We start from the raw sequence: 14,220 nt of genomic DNA on the forward strand, positions 1-14,220 counted from the left end.
TTAGTTTCGAGGGGTGGAAGCCAAACAATCACGCGTCGTCTTGAAACGCGAGCGGATTCCACCGATCATGTGGAATGGCTTGCATGACGCAGGATACGCCGCCCCCACCTCGTGCTGTTTAGCGAAGAGCTGATTCATGACCGCGCTGACCCCGGCAGGTATCCTCGACAGGCTTCACGCGACGGCCGCGACCCTGGGCTTTGCCCTGGTTCTGTGTTTGTCTTCGCCGTGTCGGGCGGAGAGCGAGGATGGTATCGCGGACGCCGAGGCGCTGCGGGCTGATGCCAGGAAAACATTCAAGGAGAAGGTTGGCCCCTTCGTCAAAAAGTACTGCATCGATTGCCACGGTTCTCGGCCCGAGGCGGGCATCAACCTTCGGTCGGCGCTGAACAGTCCCGGTGCCACGTCCTCGTTCCTGCACTGGAAGAAGGCGGTCGCGAACGTCAAAGTCCACGACATGCCGCCCGACTATGTGGATGAGATCCCGACGGATGAAGAACGCCGCCAATTCACTGCGTGGGTCGGCAAGCTCAAGTACCTGGCCCCCCGCGATCCGGGCCCCTTCGTGATCCGTCGCCTGAGTAAGGTGGAGTACGGCAACACGCTGCACGACCTGTACGGCGTGGACCCGGCGATCGCCGATAGCCTTCCCGAAGAGGTCCTCGGCGAAGGCTACCTCAACTCGATCTCCCCGCTGCAGTCGGAGTTGTTTCTCGAGATTGCCAATCAGGTCCACGATCAAGTCTTGGCGCCGGAGGGTCAGCCGCCCACCGAAATACAGCAACGTCTGTTCGGCGAGACGCCCGCCAAAGAAGCCGAGTTCCGCGAGGCAGCCCGGCGAGTCGCACGCGCCCTGGCTCGCGATGCTTACCGTCGGCCTCCCACCGAGGCAGAACTGGAGGTACTGCTGGGCATCTTCGATCTTGGCCGCGAGAACGAGCTGGGTTACACCGCGTCGCTGGGCTTGATGTGGAAGGCAGTTCTCGTCTCTCCGCAGTTCCTGTTCATCACGCCCGCCGAGGAAGTCAACTCGAAGGACGCCATCGTACCGCTGGACGATTATCAATTGGCCTCGCGTCTTTCCTACCTGTTGTGGTCCGCGCCGCCCGACGCCGAGCTGTCCGCCCTCGCCGACAAGGGCGAGCTGCACAGGCCCGAGGTGCTGCGAGCCCAAGTGGAGCGACTGTTGATGCACGAGCGATCGCGGGCCCTGTTCGACGGCTTCGGTGCCCAGTGGCTGGGCGTGGATGGGCTGCAACGCCAGACGTTTGACCCGGACGTTTTCCCCCAGATGACCCCGCCTTTGCGCCGGGCGATGATGGATGAAGCACGCCTGTTGTTCGAGAGCATCGTGCGTGAGAACCAGAGCGTGTTGCGATTCGTGGACAGCGACTACACCTTCCTCAATGAACCACTGGCCAAGTTGTACGGCGTCGAGCAACCCGTTCGTGGTACCGAGATGCGGCGGGTCAAACTGGTGAACCCCAACCGGGGTGGCATCCTCGGAATGTCGGCCACGCTGGCGACCACGTCCTTCCCGGGCCGGACCAGCCCCGTTCGTCGGGGTGTTTGGGTGCTCGAACAGGTTCTGGGTGAACGTGTCCCGCCGCCTCCACCGGACGTCCCGGAACTGGAAGACCAGCAGCAGAAGAGCAGGGAAGGGTTGACGCTGCGTCAGCGGACCGAGTTGCACCAGTCCGAACCCACGTGCGCCAACTGTCACAAGGTTTTCGACCCCATCGGTTTCGGTTTGGAAAACTTCGACGCCATCGGCCGCTGGCGTGAAAAGAATGAGGCGGGCGCCGCAATCGATTCAGCGGGAAAGCTCCCGACCGGAGAAAGCTTTTCCACCCCCGCAGAACTGAAGGGCCTGCTGGCCAAGCGAGAAGCCGACTTGGCTCGAAACCTGACGGAAAGGTTGATGGCCTACGCCCTGGGGCGGCAGCTGGAAGGCTACGACGAAATCGTGATCGACCAGCTGATGGACAAGCTTGCCCAGGACGAATACCCAATGCGTACGATGATCACCGAGGTCATCACGAGTTACCTGTTTACGCACCGCAAGGTCAGTGGATGAATCCTATGAATCACCGTTCGCTCGTCGATCGTCGCACATTGCTGAGAGGCGCCGGAGTTTCGCTTGCGCTGCCGCTGATGGATTCCCTGACCTGGGCGTCCGGCGACCGTCTTTCCAAACCACCGGTACGCCTGGGATTCATGTACATGCCTCACGGCGTCATCATGGACGAATTCTGGCCGAAGAGTCCGGAGGCGTACCACAAGACGCCGCCGCCGGCGATTGAGTCACTGCGTCCGGTCTTGGACCAGTGCCTGATGATGAAGGGGATCTCTGGTGTGCCGATTTCGCCCTTCAACGGTGCGCCGCATGCGCTGGAGTTGTCGACTTGGCTGACCGCCACCCTGCCGGACGCGGACACGCGCAGCCGGATCAACATCGCGATCTCGGCCGACCAGATTATGGCCAACTATGTGGGCGCCCAAACCTTGCTGCCCTCGCTGGAACTGGCGACCATGCCGCAGACCTGGAAGGAGAACCAGGCGGGCCTGCACGAGGCGTACTACTCGCACTGCAGCTACCGATCGCCCACGCAGCCTGTTCCCGCCGAGATTGATCCCCGGAACGTCCTGAACAGGCTCTTCGGCAAGCAGGGCGACGCCGCGAGAGTCACCAAGGTAAACGCTCTGGACAGGCAAATGCTCGACCGGGTACTGGGCGGCGCGCGGGACCTCCGCCGGACGCTGGCCAGGACCGACCAGCGGAAGCTGGATGAATATCTCCACAGCGTGCGGGCGGTCGAGCGACGGATTGCCGCGATCGAGCAACGTCAGCAGGAGGCGGCTCTGGAGAAGGCAGGTGTCCGCAGCGCGAAACGTCACGCCAGCGATTCGCCGCCCATCGAGGTCAAGATCCCCGAGGGTGAAAAACGCAGCGAGTACATGCAAGTAATGTGTGACCTGACCGTGCTGGCCTTCCAGACGGACACCACACGCGTCAGCACCTACATCGGATCCACGCCCAACGGCGTGTCGTATCCTGAACTAGGGTTTACGGACAAGCACCACTCGCAGACGCACCACGAGAATCGCAAAGAGATGGTCCGCAAGGTGGCGGCGATCACCAAATTCAATATCGATCAGTTCGCCTACATGGTGAAAAAGATGGCCAGCCTGCGCGAGGGCGACGGCACGCTGCTGGACAATTGCATCATGATGTGGGGCTCGGGGCTGGAAGACGGCAACAAGCACCGGCGGGAGAATCTACCATTCATCGTCGCGGGAAAGGGCGGCGGTTCGATAAAGACCGGGCGTTTCTTGCCTGACGTCAAGGGGAACCAGGGTGACCTGCTGACGACACTGCTCTCCTGCGCCGGCGTACCCGTGGACCGGCCCATTGGCATCGCGACCAAGCAGATCACCGAAATGAAGTCCTGACCCGGTTCCGCCGTTCCGCGCGGCGGACCAGGTTCGACATGCTGTCCACATTCGCTTGTTGATTTGCACCGGCTTTCACTTCGGCTCACAGGTGACCTTCTCATGGGGCCCGACTCTTCTGCTCGCCGCCGCGAAGCCTTCATTCCCTATGTTCGCTCCGACCTCATCGACATGTGTGTGAAGGACGGCAAGCTGCAGGGGGAGCAGGTCGCTAAGTTCCGTCAGCTTGCCGAGATCCTCTCCGCCTACGTCCACTACGATTTCCAAAGGACCATCGACGAGATCAAAAAACACTACGCGACTTTCGATCCGGATCGAGAGATCGATCCGCGTCAACAAGCGGAGGCTTCGGAGGCTAGTGCCGAACACGTGGTGACGCTGTTTGAAACCGTGGCCAAGCGGGCCAACTATTTCGAAATCACGGCTGACCAAATCCGGGAATCCTTCGACGCCGTGACCTTGATCGATCTGCAGACAGAGGTCGACCTGGACGATTTCAAAAGGGTCCGTTGTTTCGCGACAGGCGATCTCTACAAGACGACCGAAGTCAAGAAACTGTTTCGGAAGCGAAAAGTACGGGTGGATGTGCTGCAACGCGTGCTGTTACTGCTGCACTTCCAAGACGCCGACTATTTTAACAAGCGGAAGAAAAAACGTCCGCTCGGGGAAGCCTCGTTCCAGCCCGGAAAAATCTACGTGTATCACTACAAGGACGTGCCGAAGTTTGATCTCGAACTGCTGTTTCCGAATGTGCAGGTCGGCATGACCTGGAAAGACAAACTGATGTTTGGCGTCCCCGCCGTGGGCGGCTCGATCGGCGTGTTGTTCAAGGCGGCGCCGCAGATGTTGATCATCATCGGCGCGATCATGTTCTTTGTCGCCGGCGCCGACTGGGCGGCCAAGGTCGGCGTGACCCAGGACTCCGTTTCCAACGTCATGCCCGTGCTGACCGCTTTGATGGGCGTGATCATCGCGCTCGGTGGTCTCGCGTTCAAGCAGTGGAGCAACTATCGGAACAAACGAATCGAGTTTCTCAAGGACGTCAGCGAACAGTTATTTTTCCGAAACTTGGCGACCAACCGCAGCGTGTTCCACAGCGTCATCGACAGTGCAGAGGACGAGGAGAACAAGGAAATGCTGCTCGTGCTCTACCACCTGATCGTCAGCCCCAAAGGATCACTCACCCGCAACCAACTCGATGCCCGGATCGAGCAGTGGATGAAGGAACGCTTTGGCACGGTCATCGATTTTGACATCGACGGTCCACTGGAAAACCTGAAAGCCCTCCGGGGTCCAACGCGAGACGGCCGTGAAGTTCCGCTTGTCCAGACTGACGCCGACGGCCATCTCCTCGCTGCCACGCTAGATGACGCCAAGCACATCATCGATCATCTCTGGGACAACGCATTCCGGTATGCCTGATCGGAGCACAGCAGGTCCATCCGGGATGCTCTCGTGGGTTATTTTAGGCTGGTGGGTTTTCTTTAGGCTCGACGGTGGTGTCCGAACTGCGGTTGTTTGTTTTAAGCACGTCGGCGTAAATCTTTCGGTGAAACCCCGCGACAACACCCTCCCGCGCAGCGGGTGGGTCGGGCTCTTAGGCCCGGGGAGGGCCCTACGGAAACCCTCTCCGGGCCTAAGAGCCCGACTCTCCCAGAGGGAGAGTAAAGCCGAATGAAATGTTGCGACGTGTTAGAGTCTCGCGATTTAGTCCCGCAGGGACGGCAGGATGTAGCCGCGGGTGTCAGCCCGTGGTACGGGAAATGGCAGGGGCGTTCAGTCCCGAAGGGACGACAGGAACTGCGTTCCTGTCGCCACTCCGTGGCTGCGGCATCAAACTCTCCGTAGATTATGCTGGTGCAGGTCCAACAAGAACCGTTGACGGCGGGTTACGGCTTGTCGAACAGCTTGTGTTCGGGGTCGCCGCCGCTGATCAGGTAGGCCGTGAGGTCGAGGATTTCCTCTTTGGTCATCCGGTTGAATAGACCCGCCGGCATGGGCGAAGTCTTGCTGACGACCAGCTCCTCGATGGTGTCGCGATTGATCGTAACGCGTTGGTTTGGATCCGTCAGGTCGGTGTTCAGCACGATCGCGCCGCCGTTCCGGCGAACCCCCAGATTGACGATCACGCCGGAGTGCATCCGCCCGTCGTCCGTGAGGATCTTGACCGACGAGAACTGATCGTTGATCACCTTGCTGGGATTGACCACCTGGTCGAGAAGATCGCGGACGGAGTAGCGACGTCCGGATGTGGTTAGATCCGGGCCCGTCATGCCACCCTGGTTCTGAAAGCGGTGACAGGCGTAACAACCGGCTGCCGCGAACATTTTGCGACCGTTAAGAAAGTCGCGGTGCTTCAGGCCGGTGCTTGCGGCCTGGCTCAGTTCGTCCAGGGTCCACTGCGTTTCGGCACGTCCCGCGAAGATCTCTCCGAGGTTTTCCAGGGCCGACTTCTTCACCGGCTTCTTCGCCAGAATCTCCTTCAGCGATTCTTTCTCCGATTCGGTGAGCGAGGCAACCGCATCGTCGCGGATGAACTGGATGAACTTTTCGAAGCTGGCTCCTCCACGGTAGTTTGCGGCTTTGAGAAACCATTCGAAATAGGCGGTCTTCAATTCATCGGTCCAGCCGGACTGGAGCATCCGGATCGAGCGGGCGTACTGGACCTGTTCTTCTTGCGTCGGTGCAGCTGCGATCATCGCCATCGCTTTCGCGGCAACCGTAGGCGACTCGAGCCAGGCCAGGGTCTCGCACAGCAGCCAATTCAATTCTGCAGTCTTCGCAGGAAACAGCGGGTCGAGCGCCGTGGTCAACTTCTGGACGGTTGCATCGTCAGGTCTACCGAATCGGTTGAGGATGACTTGCAGGGTGCGCTGCAACGTGAGTTGGGTGGTCGTATCGAGCTGCTGCATATCGATCCGAAGCACAGCGCTGATCAGTTCGTCACGCATCGCCGTATCGACCGGTGGCGTTTCCTCATCGCGGTGGAGGGGACAAACGCCGGTCACGCGAGCCAGGGCCAACAGGGCTTCGACCTGTTTCTTCGGATCCGGCTCGGTAAGCGCGCGATCGGCCCAGGTCTCGACCGGTTGATGCTCCAAAGCCGTCCGGGCAGCAAATCGGATGAAGCGGTCATCGTGCGACAAATGGGGCCATGCGGTCGCGACGGCGCTGCGATCCTGTCGGCCGTGAAACCGTTCCAGCGAACGTCGAAGCTCGCGGGCCTCGTTCGTTGCCGGAGTATGTCGCACGGGTTCGGTCGATTCATCCCCGACGTACGTGACTCGATACAGCCCCGATTGCACTTTGCGTCCGCCGATGGTGAAGTACATCGCACCGTCGTCCGGATGAATGATCGCGTCGGTGATGGGCAGCGGCGCGCCGGTAACGAATTCTTCTTTGGTTGCCGTGTAGGTTGAGCCTTCGGGCTTGAGGTGAACCGCGTAGAGTTTGCCCCAGCTCCAGTCGAGTGCGTACAAGGCGTTCTGGTATTTCGCGGGGAAGTTTGCGCCGTAACCAAACGTCACGCCGGTCGGTGATCCGGGGCCGATGTCCAGAATGCCCGGCAGGTTGTCGGCGTAAAACGGAGGTCGCTTGCCGGCACCGTTTCGCCAGCCGAACTCGGCGCCGCTGGTCACATGGTTGATGCGTGTGGGCCGATACCAAGGCGTGTTGAAGTCGTACTCCATGTCGGCATCGTAGGTGAACAGTTCGCCGTCGCGATTGAAGGCGGCGTCGAAGATGTTGCGAAACCCGTTGGCATAGGCTTCAAACGATTGACCGTCGAGATCGACTTTGTAGATGATGCCGCCGGGGGCCAAACGCCCGCGGTTGTGGCCTCGGCCGTCGGGGAAACTGGGCAACAGATGATCCTCGCCCCAGACCTGTGCGACCTGTGACGACGGGGCCAGTTGCGTCGGCTCGGTGTTGTTGCCGGTGATCAAATACAGGGATTTGCCGTCGGGACTCGGGACAACCGCGTGGACTCCATGGTCTCCTCTGGCTTGCAGTTCGCGCAACAACTCCACCTTGTCCAGTTCGTCGTCGCCATCGCTGTCGGTGACTCGGTAAAGCCCTGAGGGAATCTTCGCTTCGTAGTCGTTGACGCCGACGTACAGAGCGTCGTTGTGCCACACCATTCCGTTGACGGCTCGAATGTCGACCGGCACGCTCTGTACATCCGCGGCTCTCAACGTCGCGCCGGCCTCTGGCGGAGTGACTCGATACAGCCCGCCGAACTGATCGCTGACCAACAACCGGCCTTTGTTGTCGGTACACAGATTGACCCACGAACCCTGCGTATCGCCGGGAACGGAGTAGAGCAATTCGACTTGGAAACCCTTGGCTGCTTTGATGCGATCCACCGGAGTGGCTTGGTTGCCGGCGTTCTTGCTGACAGCATCGATCGCCGCCTTTGCGTCTTTACCGTCCCGGCCGGACAAGGCTTTGCCGTTGATGAGCGGCTGGAATTCTTCAGCGCCGGCGGTGGTTGCGAGGGCAAGAAGCGGTAGGAGTGTGGCCAGCAACTTCATCAATTTCATCGCGTTTATGTTTGTTTGAGAGCTAGATTCTCTTTCACTACGGTGGAGCACTGCCCAGTTTAATCCATTTGCTGCGGGCAGAACCGCAGGAATATCCAGTGGGGGGGGGCGGTGGACTGGTCATGTCGACCGGATTTCGATGTCGGCTTGACGCCTCACCTGTCCACGACCGATCCGCGGAGAATCCAAGCGGAATCAATCCTCGGTCGCTCGGTCCCCTGAGGGAGCGGCTGCCGACGCGATGCAATCGCGGGTCCGCGCGACCAGCAGCTTCGCAATGGCTTGATCGAGCTGGCCGCGACCGACGCGATGGTACTTGCCACCAGTTCGGCCGGCTATCAGCTCGGGCGCCTGGCGGTACTTGGGTTCGTGAATCTCGGTGTGGATGACGTCGATCGCGATGCCTGCTTGTTGGTACTCGTCCAGAATCGAGGCGTCCAGCAAGACGGGATCGCCGTCGGTCAGGACGATTAAGCGGCGCTGCGCCGCGTCGACGGCCTCAAGTGATGCCAGGGCCATCTGGAGCGCGGGGTCAAAGCTGGGCAGGTCGCCGGGCAGCGCGTCTTTGATCCGCTGGAATAATTGAACCTTGTCTTGTTCTCGAGTTCGCGACATCCCCTGGTTGCCTTCCCACAACCACTGCGGTCCGCCGCGTTGGTAGGCGAGAAAGCCGCAATAGTCTTGGTCGCGAAACTCGCCCAACGCACGCGTTACCGCAAGCTGTTGGATCGTGTTGCCTCGTTTGAATTCGGCGGCGTGAATCAGATAGACGACCGCGACCGAGTCATTGTCCTGAGCGGCAGCGAGTTGCGGAAGCGCCGCGTCCCCGGCGGTGATTTCGCCGGCCGGTTCTTCCGGGGCGTCGACTTGAATCACTTTGCCGCTTTCCTCGTCGACTTGGACGGTAACCTTTCGGTCCTTGGTTTCGATGATGATCGTGATCGTGGCCAGCAGCAGAGCCGGCCCCAGCCATCCGCCGGCGATCCACCAACGCTTGCGCGGAATGCGGCCGGATCCTTGTCGGCTTGTTTGCAGTGCTGCAGGTAACGCAACGGTGGCTGGATTGCGGACGTGCGCCAGGCAGGATTCCAGCAGGTCGGCGACTTGAGTGGCGGACTGAAAACGGTCGCCAGGTTGTTTTTCCAACAGACGCAAAACGATTCGCTCGAGCCATCGCGGCAGGGCAGGGCGTTGATCTCGGATGCTGGGAGCGTCGGCGTCGGCCACCATTCGCAGCGTCGCGAAGCTGCCTTTGCCGCGAAACGGAGGCTCGCCCGTGCACAACGCATGCAGCAAACAACCCAGGCTGAACAAGTCGCTGCGTCCGTCGAGCGCCTCGCCGCGAACTTGTTCGGGAGACATGTACTGCGGCGTTCCAGGATGGAACCCGGTTTGGGTCAGTTGTTGGTCGTCGTCCGCGCGGGCCAGGCCGAAATCGGTGAGCATGGCCCGGGAAACATCTTCGTCCAGCAGCACATTCGATGGCTTGACGTCTCGATGGATCAAGCCTTGCGCATGGGCGGCGGCGAGCCCGCGGGCGGTTTGTAGGCCGATTCGCAGGATCTCGCACAAATCCAGATTCGCATCGCGGTTCAGGCGGTCTTGCAGGGAACCGCCGGCGACGTACTGCATCACCAGATACGGCGATTCGGCGTCGGATTCCACGTTGTGGATCGGGACCACATGGTCGTCCACGATGCCGGCGGCCGCGCGAGCTTCGCGAGCAAACCGCTCCCGGGCCGATCGGCTGCGGGCCAGATGCGGCGAGAGCAATTTGATGGCGACGGGGCGGTTGAGTTCCGTGTCGAACGCTTTGAACACGATGCCCATTCCGCCGGCGCCCAGCAAGCGTTCGACTTCGTAGCGGCCCAGGCGACCGAGCATCTCCGGGTGCGAGGGCGCTGCGAGCAACTGCCTGGCCATCGCTTCGGTCCATTGCGGCGAATCATCTGCGGTGATTCGAAAACGGTTGGCCGCGGCAAGTGGCGGCGCGATTTCGTCTACCGTCGATTGAGCCCGGCTTGCGAAAGCGCGGTTTGCACGATCCCACATCGGATCTTCCGCGGCCAGGTTCGCAAGACGTCGTTGGCACGATTCGCATTGCTCGACGTGTTCCAGAAGCGCGTCATTGGCTTGCCGGTCGTCGTCCGCGTCGATCAGAGCTTCCAAGGCGGCAGCGTCGCATTTCAGTTTCGTGTACGCCATGACGCACCTCCGGCTAGTCTTCGTATTGCTGAATTAATTCGCGCAGCCGCAGCATCACGCGGCTGCGGCCGAAATAAATATTGGCCGTTCGCACGTTTAATCGCTCGGCGGCTTGCTGGACGGAAAGACCGTCGACGTGCGTCAACCAAAAGGCCAGCCATGTCTGCGGCTGGACGGTTTGCCGTACCTGCTGGGCCGCCCAGTCGAAAACGGCCTGCTCGTACTCGCGGTCGATGAAGGTGGCGATCTGGTCGGCCTGCTTCGCATTTTCCCAAGCGGCGTTGGCCTCGTCGCCCGTCACGCCAAGACCTTTCGTGGTTCGCCGGGTGAGCAGATCGATCGACTCATTCCGAGCGATTCGCACCAGCCAAGCCCGGAACGGACCACGATCCTCGCGGTCCAACCAGGCCGAGATGGACTGGGCCACCTTCAGCATCACTTGCTGGACCAGGTTGTCCGCGTCGGCGGGCTGCATCCCACGCTGTTTCGCGACGCGCTGAATGACCGGCGTGTACAGCTCGACGAACTCGTCCCACGCCTCCACGTCCGCCATGTCCTGCAGTCGCAGGATCAAGCTGACTCGGGTTTCGGTGGGGCTGGCTGGCATCGCTTCGATTCTTCTACGCGGCGGCGGCTGGTTTATGAAGAAGACCCGCGAGGGCGACGGATTCTCGCGCGGAAAACGGATTTTTTCCGAAACCACCATAATAAACGGCCCGAGGAAGGCCCGCCCCGGGCCTGAGGCGACAGCCGTTTCTTCAGTCGCGGAGCGACGACATGTGGTAGCCCCGGGTTCTCCATCAATCGAAATCGTTTTCTCCCCTCTCCCCCGAATCCTGGCGAGCCTAAGCGAGTCAGGATTTGGGGGAGAGGGGCCGGGGGTGAGGGGGATTGCCGCGCGGGGCCTTCGTCTTTGTGTTCTGCTTAGTGAGACGGGATGCGTCAAATCTACAAGAAGCGTGCGTTACAGGCAGTTGCGCCGGAGGCCCCTCACCCCCGACCCCTCTCCCCGCCGACCTGGGCAAGCACCACTTGCCCAAGCCGGCGAGGAGAGGGGAGTAAACGTTCGTAGGGATAGTCCTCACACCTTAAACTCGGATGACCTGCTTACCACTCGTCAGGATCATCGTATTGCTCGGGCGGTTTCTTCCAGGTACGGTCCTGCGATAGATATTGCGTTGCCGGCCGCATTTCGCAGTTCATACTGATACAGGTGTTCGGCCTCGAAACGGAATGCTTGCAGACTTGCAGGGCCCGTCAGCCGCTGGTTCGCATTCCGGCGGCGATGCCGTTGATCGACAGCCGGGTCAGATGCCGCAGCTCGATCGGAGTCTCCTCGGCCGCGTAGGCTTGACCGCGCCGGAGCAATTCCACTTGGATCAGGTTCAGTGGATCGATGAAGCGGTTTCGCACGCGAATCGATTCCTTCAACCAGGGCGTCCCGTCGAGCAGTTCCGCTTGGCCTGTCAGCGCCAGGACGACTTGGCATGATTCGCGATATTGCGATGCGATCAGGGAGCGGAAGGGTTGAGAGGATTCCTGGTCGGCGGCCAAGCTGGCGTACTCATTGGCAATCTCCAGATCCGACTTGGCCAGGGCGAGTTCGGCGTTGTCGATCAGGGCTCGGAAGAACGGCCACCTGTCGTACATCGTGCGAAGTTCGGCCAGTTGTTGTTCGTCCTGGACCGCTGTCCCAAGCGCGGTCCCGAGCCCGTACCAGGCGGGAATCAGGCATCGCGACTGGGTCCAGGAAAACACCCAGGGGATCGCCCGCAGGTCGCTCAGCCCACCGCCGGACTTGCGGCGCGAGGGGCGCGAGCCGATCGGCAGCTGTTCGATTTCCGCGATCGGCGTCACGCTGCGAAAGAACTGGACGAAGCCGGGCTGCTCGAGCAACTCGCGATACTTTGCTAAGGAAACCTTCGCCACCTCATCCATTTTGGCATACCATCGCTGGGAGTCCGCATTGATCGTCGAACCGGCGGCCAGCAGCGAAGACCAAATCAATTGTTCCAGATGCCGATGAGCGATCGCCGGATCATCGTATCGATCGGCCAACACCTCGCCCTGTTCGGTCAACCGCAGGCTGCCGTGAAAGGTGCCGCGGGGCAGGGAAAGGATGCCGCGAGCGGCCGGTCCACCGCCTCGCCCCAGCGAGCCGCCGCGGCCATGAAAGAACGTCAGCTCGATGCCGTGTTGACCGGCGGTGTCGACCAAGGCCTGCTGGGCCTGATGCAGCGCCCAACAGGCGGAAAGGTAGCCGCCATCTTTGGTGCTGTCGGAATAGCCCAGCATGATCATCTGCTGGTCGCCCTGGCGGCGCAACAGGTCTCGATACGCCGGGATCGCACACATGCCGGCCAGAATGGACGGTCCGGCTGTCAAGTCGTCGATCGTTTCCAGCAGCGGCACGACCGGAATACAACCATCGTCGTTCGACCCCTCCGGCTTGACCAGTTCCCATAGCCACAACACGGTCAACACGTCGCTCGGTGCACTGGTCATGCTGATCACGTGGGCGCCGATCGCGGCGGTCGTGTATTCGGCGGCCACCCGGTGCAGCGTGCGAAACAGTGCCAGTGTCTCACAAACCATCGACGAAAAGTCGCCTTCGTCGGTCGGCAAGCGTCGCCCCAGCGTTTCGCTCAGGACCTCGATGCGGTCGGTTTCCGAGAGCGATTCCGGATCGGAGTGCCAGTCACAGGTCCGCAGCAATTCATTCACAACGTCTTTGTAAATGTTGGCGCTTTGCCGAACATCCAGACGTGCCAAGTGCAATCCGAACGATTTGATTTGCGTTTGCCAGCGCTCCAGCTCGCGAGTCACATACTTGCCACCGGACAGCGACTGAATCGATTCCGTCAGGATGGCAACATCCTCGGCAAGTTGGCCGGCGGACCCGTACGCTGCGCCTGCGGTTGCCGATTCGCTGGGAAGCTGTGTCTGCTCCAGTTTCCAGTGGATGATCGACAACCAACGGCGGAACCATTCGCTTGGCGGGAGCGAAGCGAGCCTTTCCTCCAGATGGGGCCAGCGAGCAATGGCTTCGTCGATCGCCGTCGTCAATCGCTGGTCGATCGAGACCTGCCGCGTCGAAATACTCAGCGAATCGAACAACCGCTCGCATGCCTGGAGATGAAACGTGATGGCTTCACGCCGCAGCCACGCGAACGTCTCCTCGGTCACTTCGGCGGTCACGCCGGGGTGACCATCACGGTCGCCACCGATCCATGATCCGAAGGTGATGCTGGGACCGTTCAGGCGAACCTCGTCGCCAAAGCTCTCCTGCAGGGCCCGCCTCAACTCTTCGTTGACCTTGGGCACTTCGTTCCACAGCACGGGCTTGATCGACAGACCGCGGGCGACTTCCTGCATGACCGAAGGACGCCAAGGGCGAATGAAATCGGTTTGCCAGAGTTTGGCGATCTCGGTGCGGATCAGATGTTCGGTGCGATCGCGGTCCTCGGGAAGCTGGTCGGAGTCGTATTCTTCCAGCAACTGCCGAATCACTCGCAACTTGCTTCGCACCGAGCGGCGTTTGGCTTCGGTCGGATGGGCGGTGAAGACCAGGTCGACGTGCAGCGCGTCGAGGATCGATTGCACCTCCGCGGGCGATGTCTCACGGGCTTTCAACTCGGCAACCGCAGCCCGAATCGACTCGGCACGCGGATTCGGATAGGCCTGCTTGGCACGTTCACCCAGAACCCGCACCCGCCGGCGATCTTCCACCAGGTTGAACAGATCCAGAAGAATGGTGAACGCCCGGATCACAACTCGGATTTGCTCGTCGTCCAAGCTCGCGATCAAGGCTTTGATCTGCTCGTCGGCGCTCTCCACCCCGATGCGCCGGTCCCAGGCAGCACGACGAAGCTGTTCGACGATCTCGTACGTCGGTTCCCCGGCGAATTCCCGAATCGTATCTCCCAGTTCCGCGCCCAGAAAACCAAGCTCTTGGCGTACTTCCGCGTCTTTCATATCCGTTCCAAAACCGTGCCTGCGACTTCACTGACTGTCCTCGACG

The 14,220-nt window shown here is 60.8% G+C and carries 7 protein-coding genes; 3 read left to right on the forward strand and 4 right to left on the reverse strand.

Annotation, left to right across the window (positions count from 1 at the left end):
• Positions 1-136 precede the first annotated feature (136 nt).
• The 3 genes from GE027_RS08805 to GE027_RS08815 all read left to right on the forward strand — a co-directional run bounded on the left by GE027_RS08805 (position 137) and on the right by GE027_RS08815 (position 4,875).
• Positions 137-2,077, forward strand: a complete 1,941-nt coding sequence (locus GE027_RS08805) for a DUF1592 domain-containing protein (protein WP_153556822.1) — start codon at positions 137-139, stop codon at positions 2,075-2,077.
• A gap of 5 nt (positions 2,078-2,082) precedes the next feature.
• The gene (locus tag GE027_RS08810; RefSeq protein ID WP_153556823.1) at positions 2,083-3,453 is read left to right on the forward strand and encodes a DUF1552 domain-containing protein; all 1,371 of its coding nucleotides are present in this window, start codon (positions 2,083-2,085) and stop codon (positions 3,451-3,453) included.
• 177 nt (positions 3,454-3,630) lie between these two features.
• On the forward strand, positions 3,631-4,875 hold the full coding sequence (locus GE027_RS08815) for a TMEM143 family protein (RefSeq protein WP_162006642.1): 1,245 nt from the start codon (positions 3,631-3,633) through the stop codon (positions 4,873-4,875).
• Positions 4,876-5,342: 467 nt separating this feature from the next.
• On the opposite strand, the gene GE027_RS08820 is transcribed toward GE027_RS08815, so the two are convergent.
• The 4 genes from GE027_RS08820 to ppc all read right to left on the reverse strand — a co-directional run bounded on the left by GE027_RS08820 (position 5,343) and on the right by ppc (position 14,174).
• On the reverse strand, positions 5,343-7,994 hold the full coding sequence (locus GE027_RS08820; protein WP_153556825.1) for a c-type cytochrome: 2,652 nt from the start codon (positions 7,992-7,994) through the stop codon (positions 5,343-5,345).
• Between the two features lie 195 nt (positions 7,995-8,189).
• Positions 8,190-10,199 (reverse strand): serine/threonine-protein kinase, encoded by a 2,010-nt coding sequence (locus GE027_RS08825; protein WP_153556826.1) that lies wholly within the window; start codon positions 10,197-10,199, stop codon positions 8,190-8,192.
• A gap of 13 nt (positions 10,200-10,212) precedes the next feature.
• Positions 10,213-10,806 (reverse strand): RNA polymerase sigma factor, encoded by a 594-nt coding sequence (locus GE027_RS08830; RefSeq protein ID WP_162006643.1) that lies wholly within the window; start codon positions 10,804-10,806, stop codon positions 10,213-10,215.
• 650 nt (positions 10,807-11,456) lie between these two features.
• Positions 11,457-14,174: a phosphoenolpyruvate carboxylase gene (gene ppc, locus GE027_RS08835; protein WP_153556828.1), complete on the reverse strand. Its 2,718-nt coding sequence runs from the start codon at positions 14,172-14,174 to the stop codon at positions 11,457-11,459.
• Positions 14,175-14,220 lie beyond the last annotated feature (46 nt).

This window comes from Roseimaritima sediminicola, assembly GCF_009618275.1.
Taxonomy (GTDB): Bacteria; Planctomycetota; Planctomycetia; order Pirellulales; family Pirellulaceae; genus Roseimaritima; species Roseimaritima sediminicola.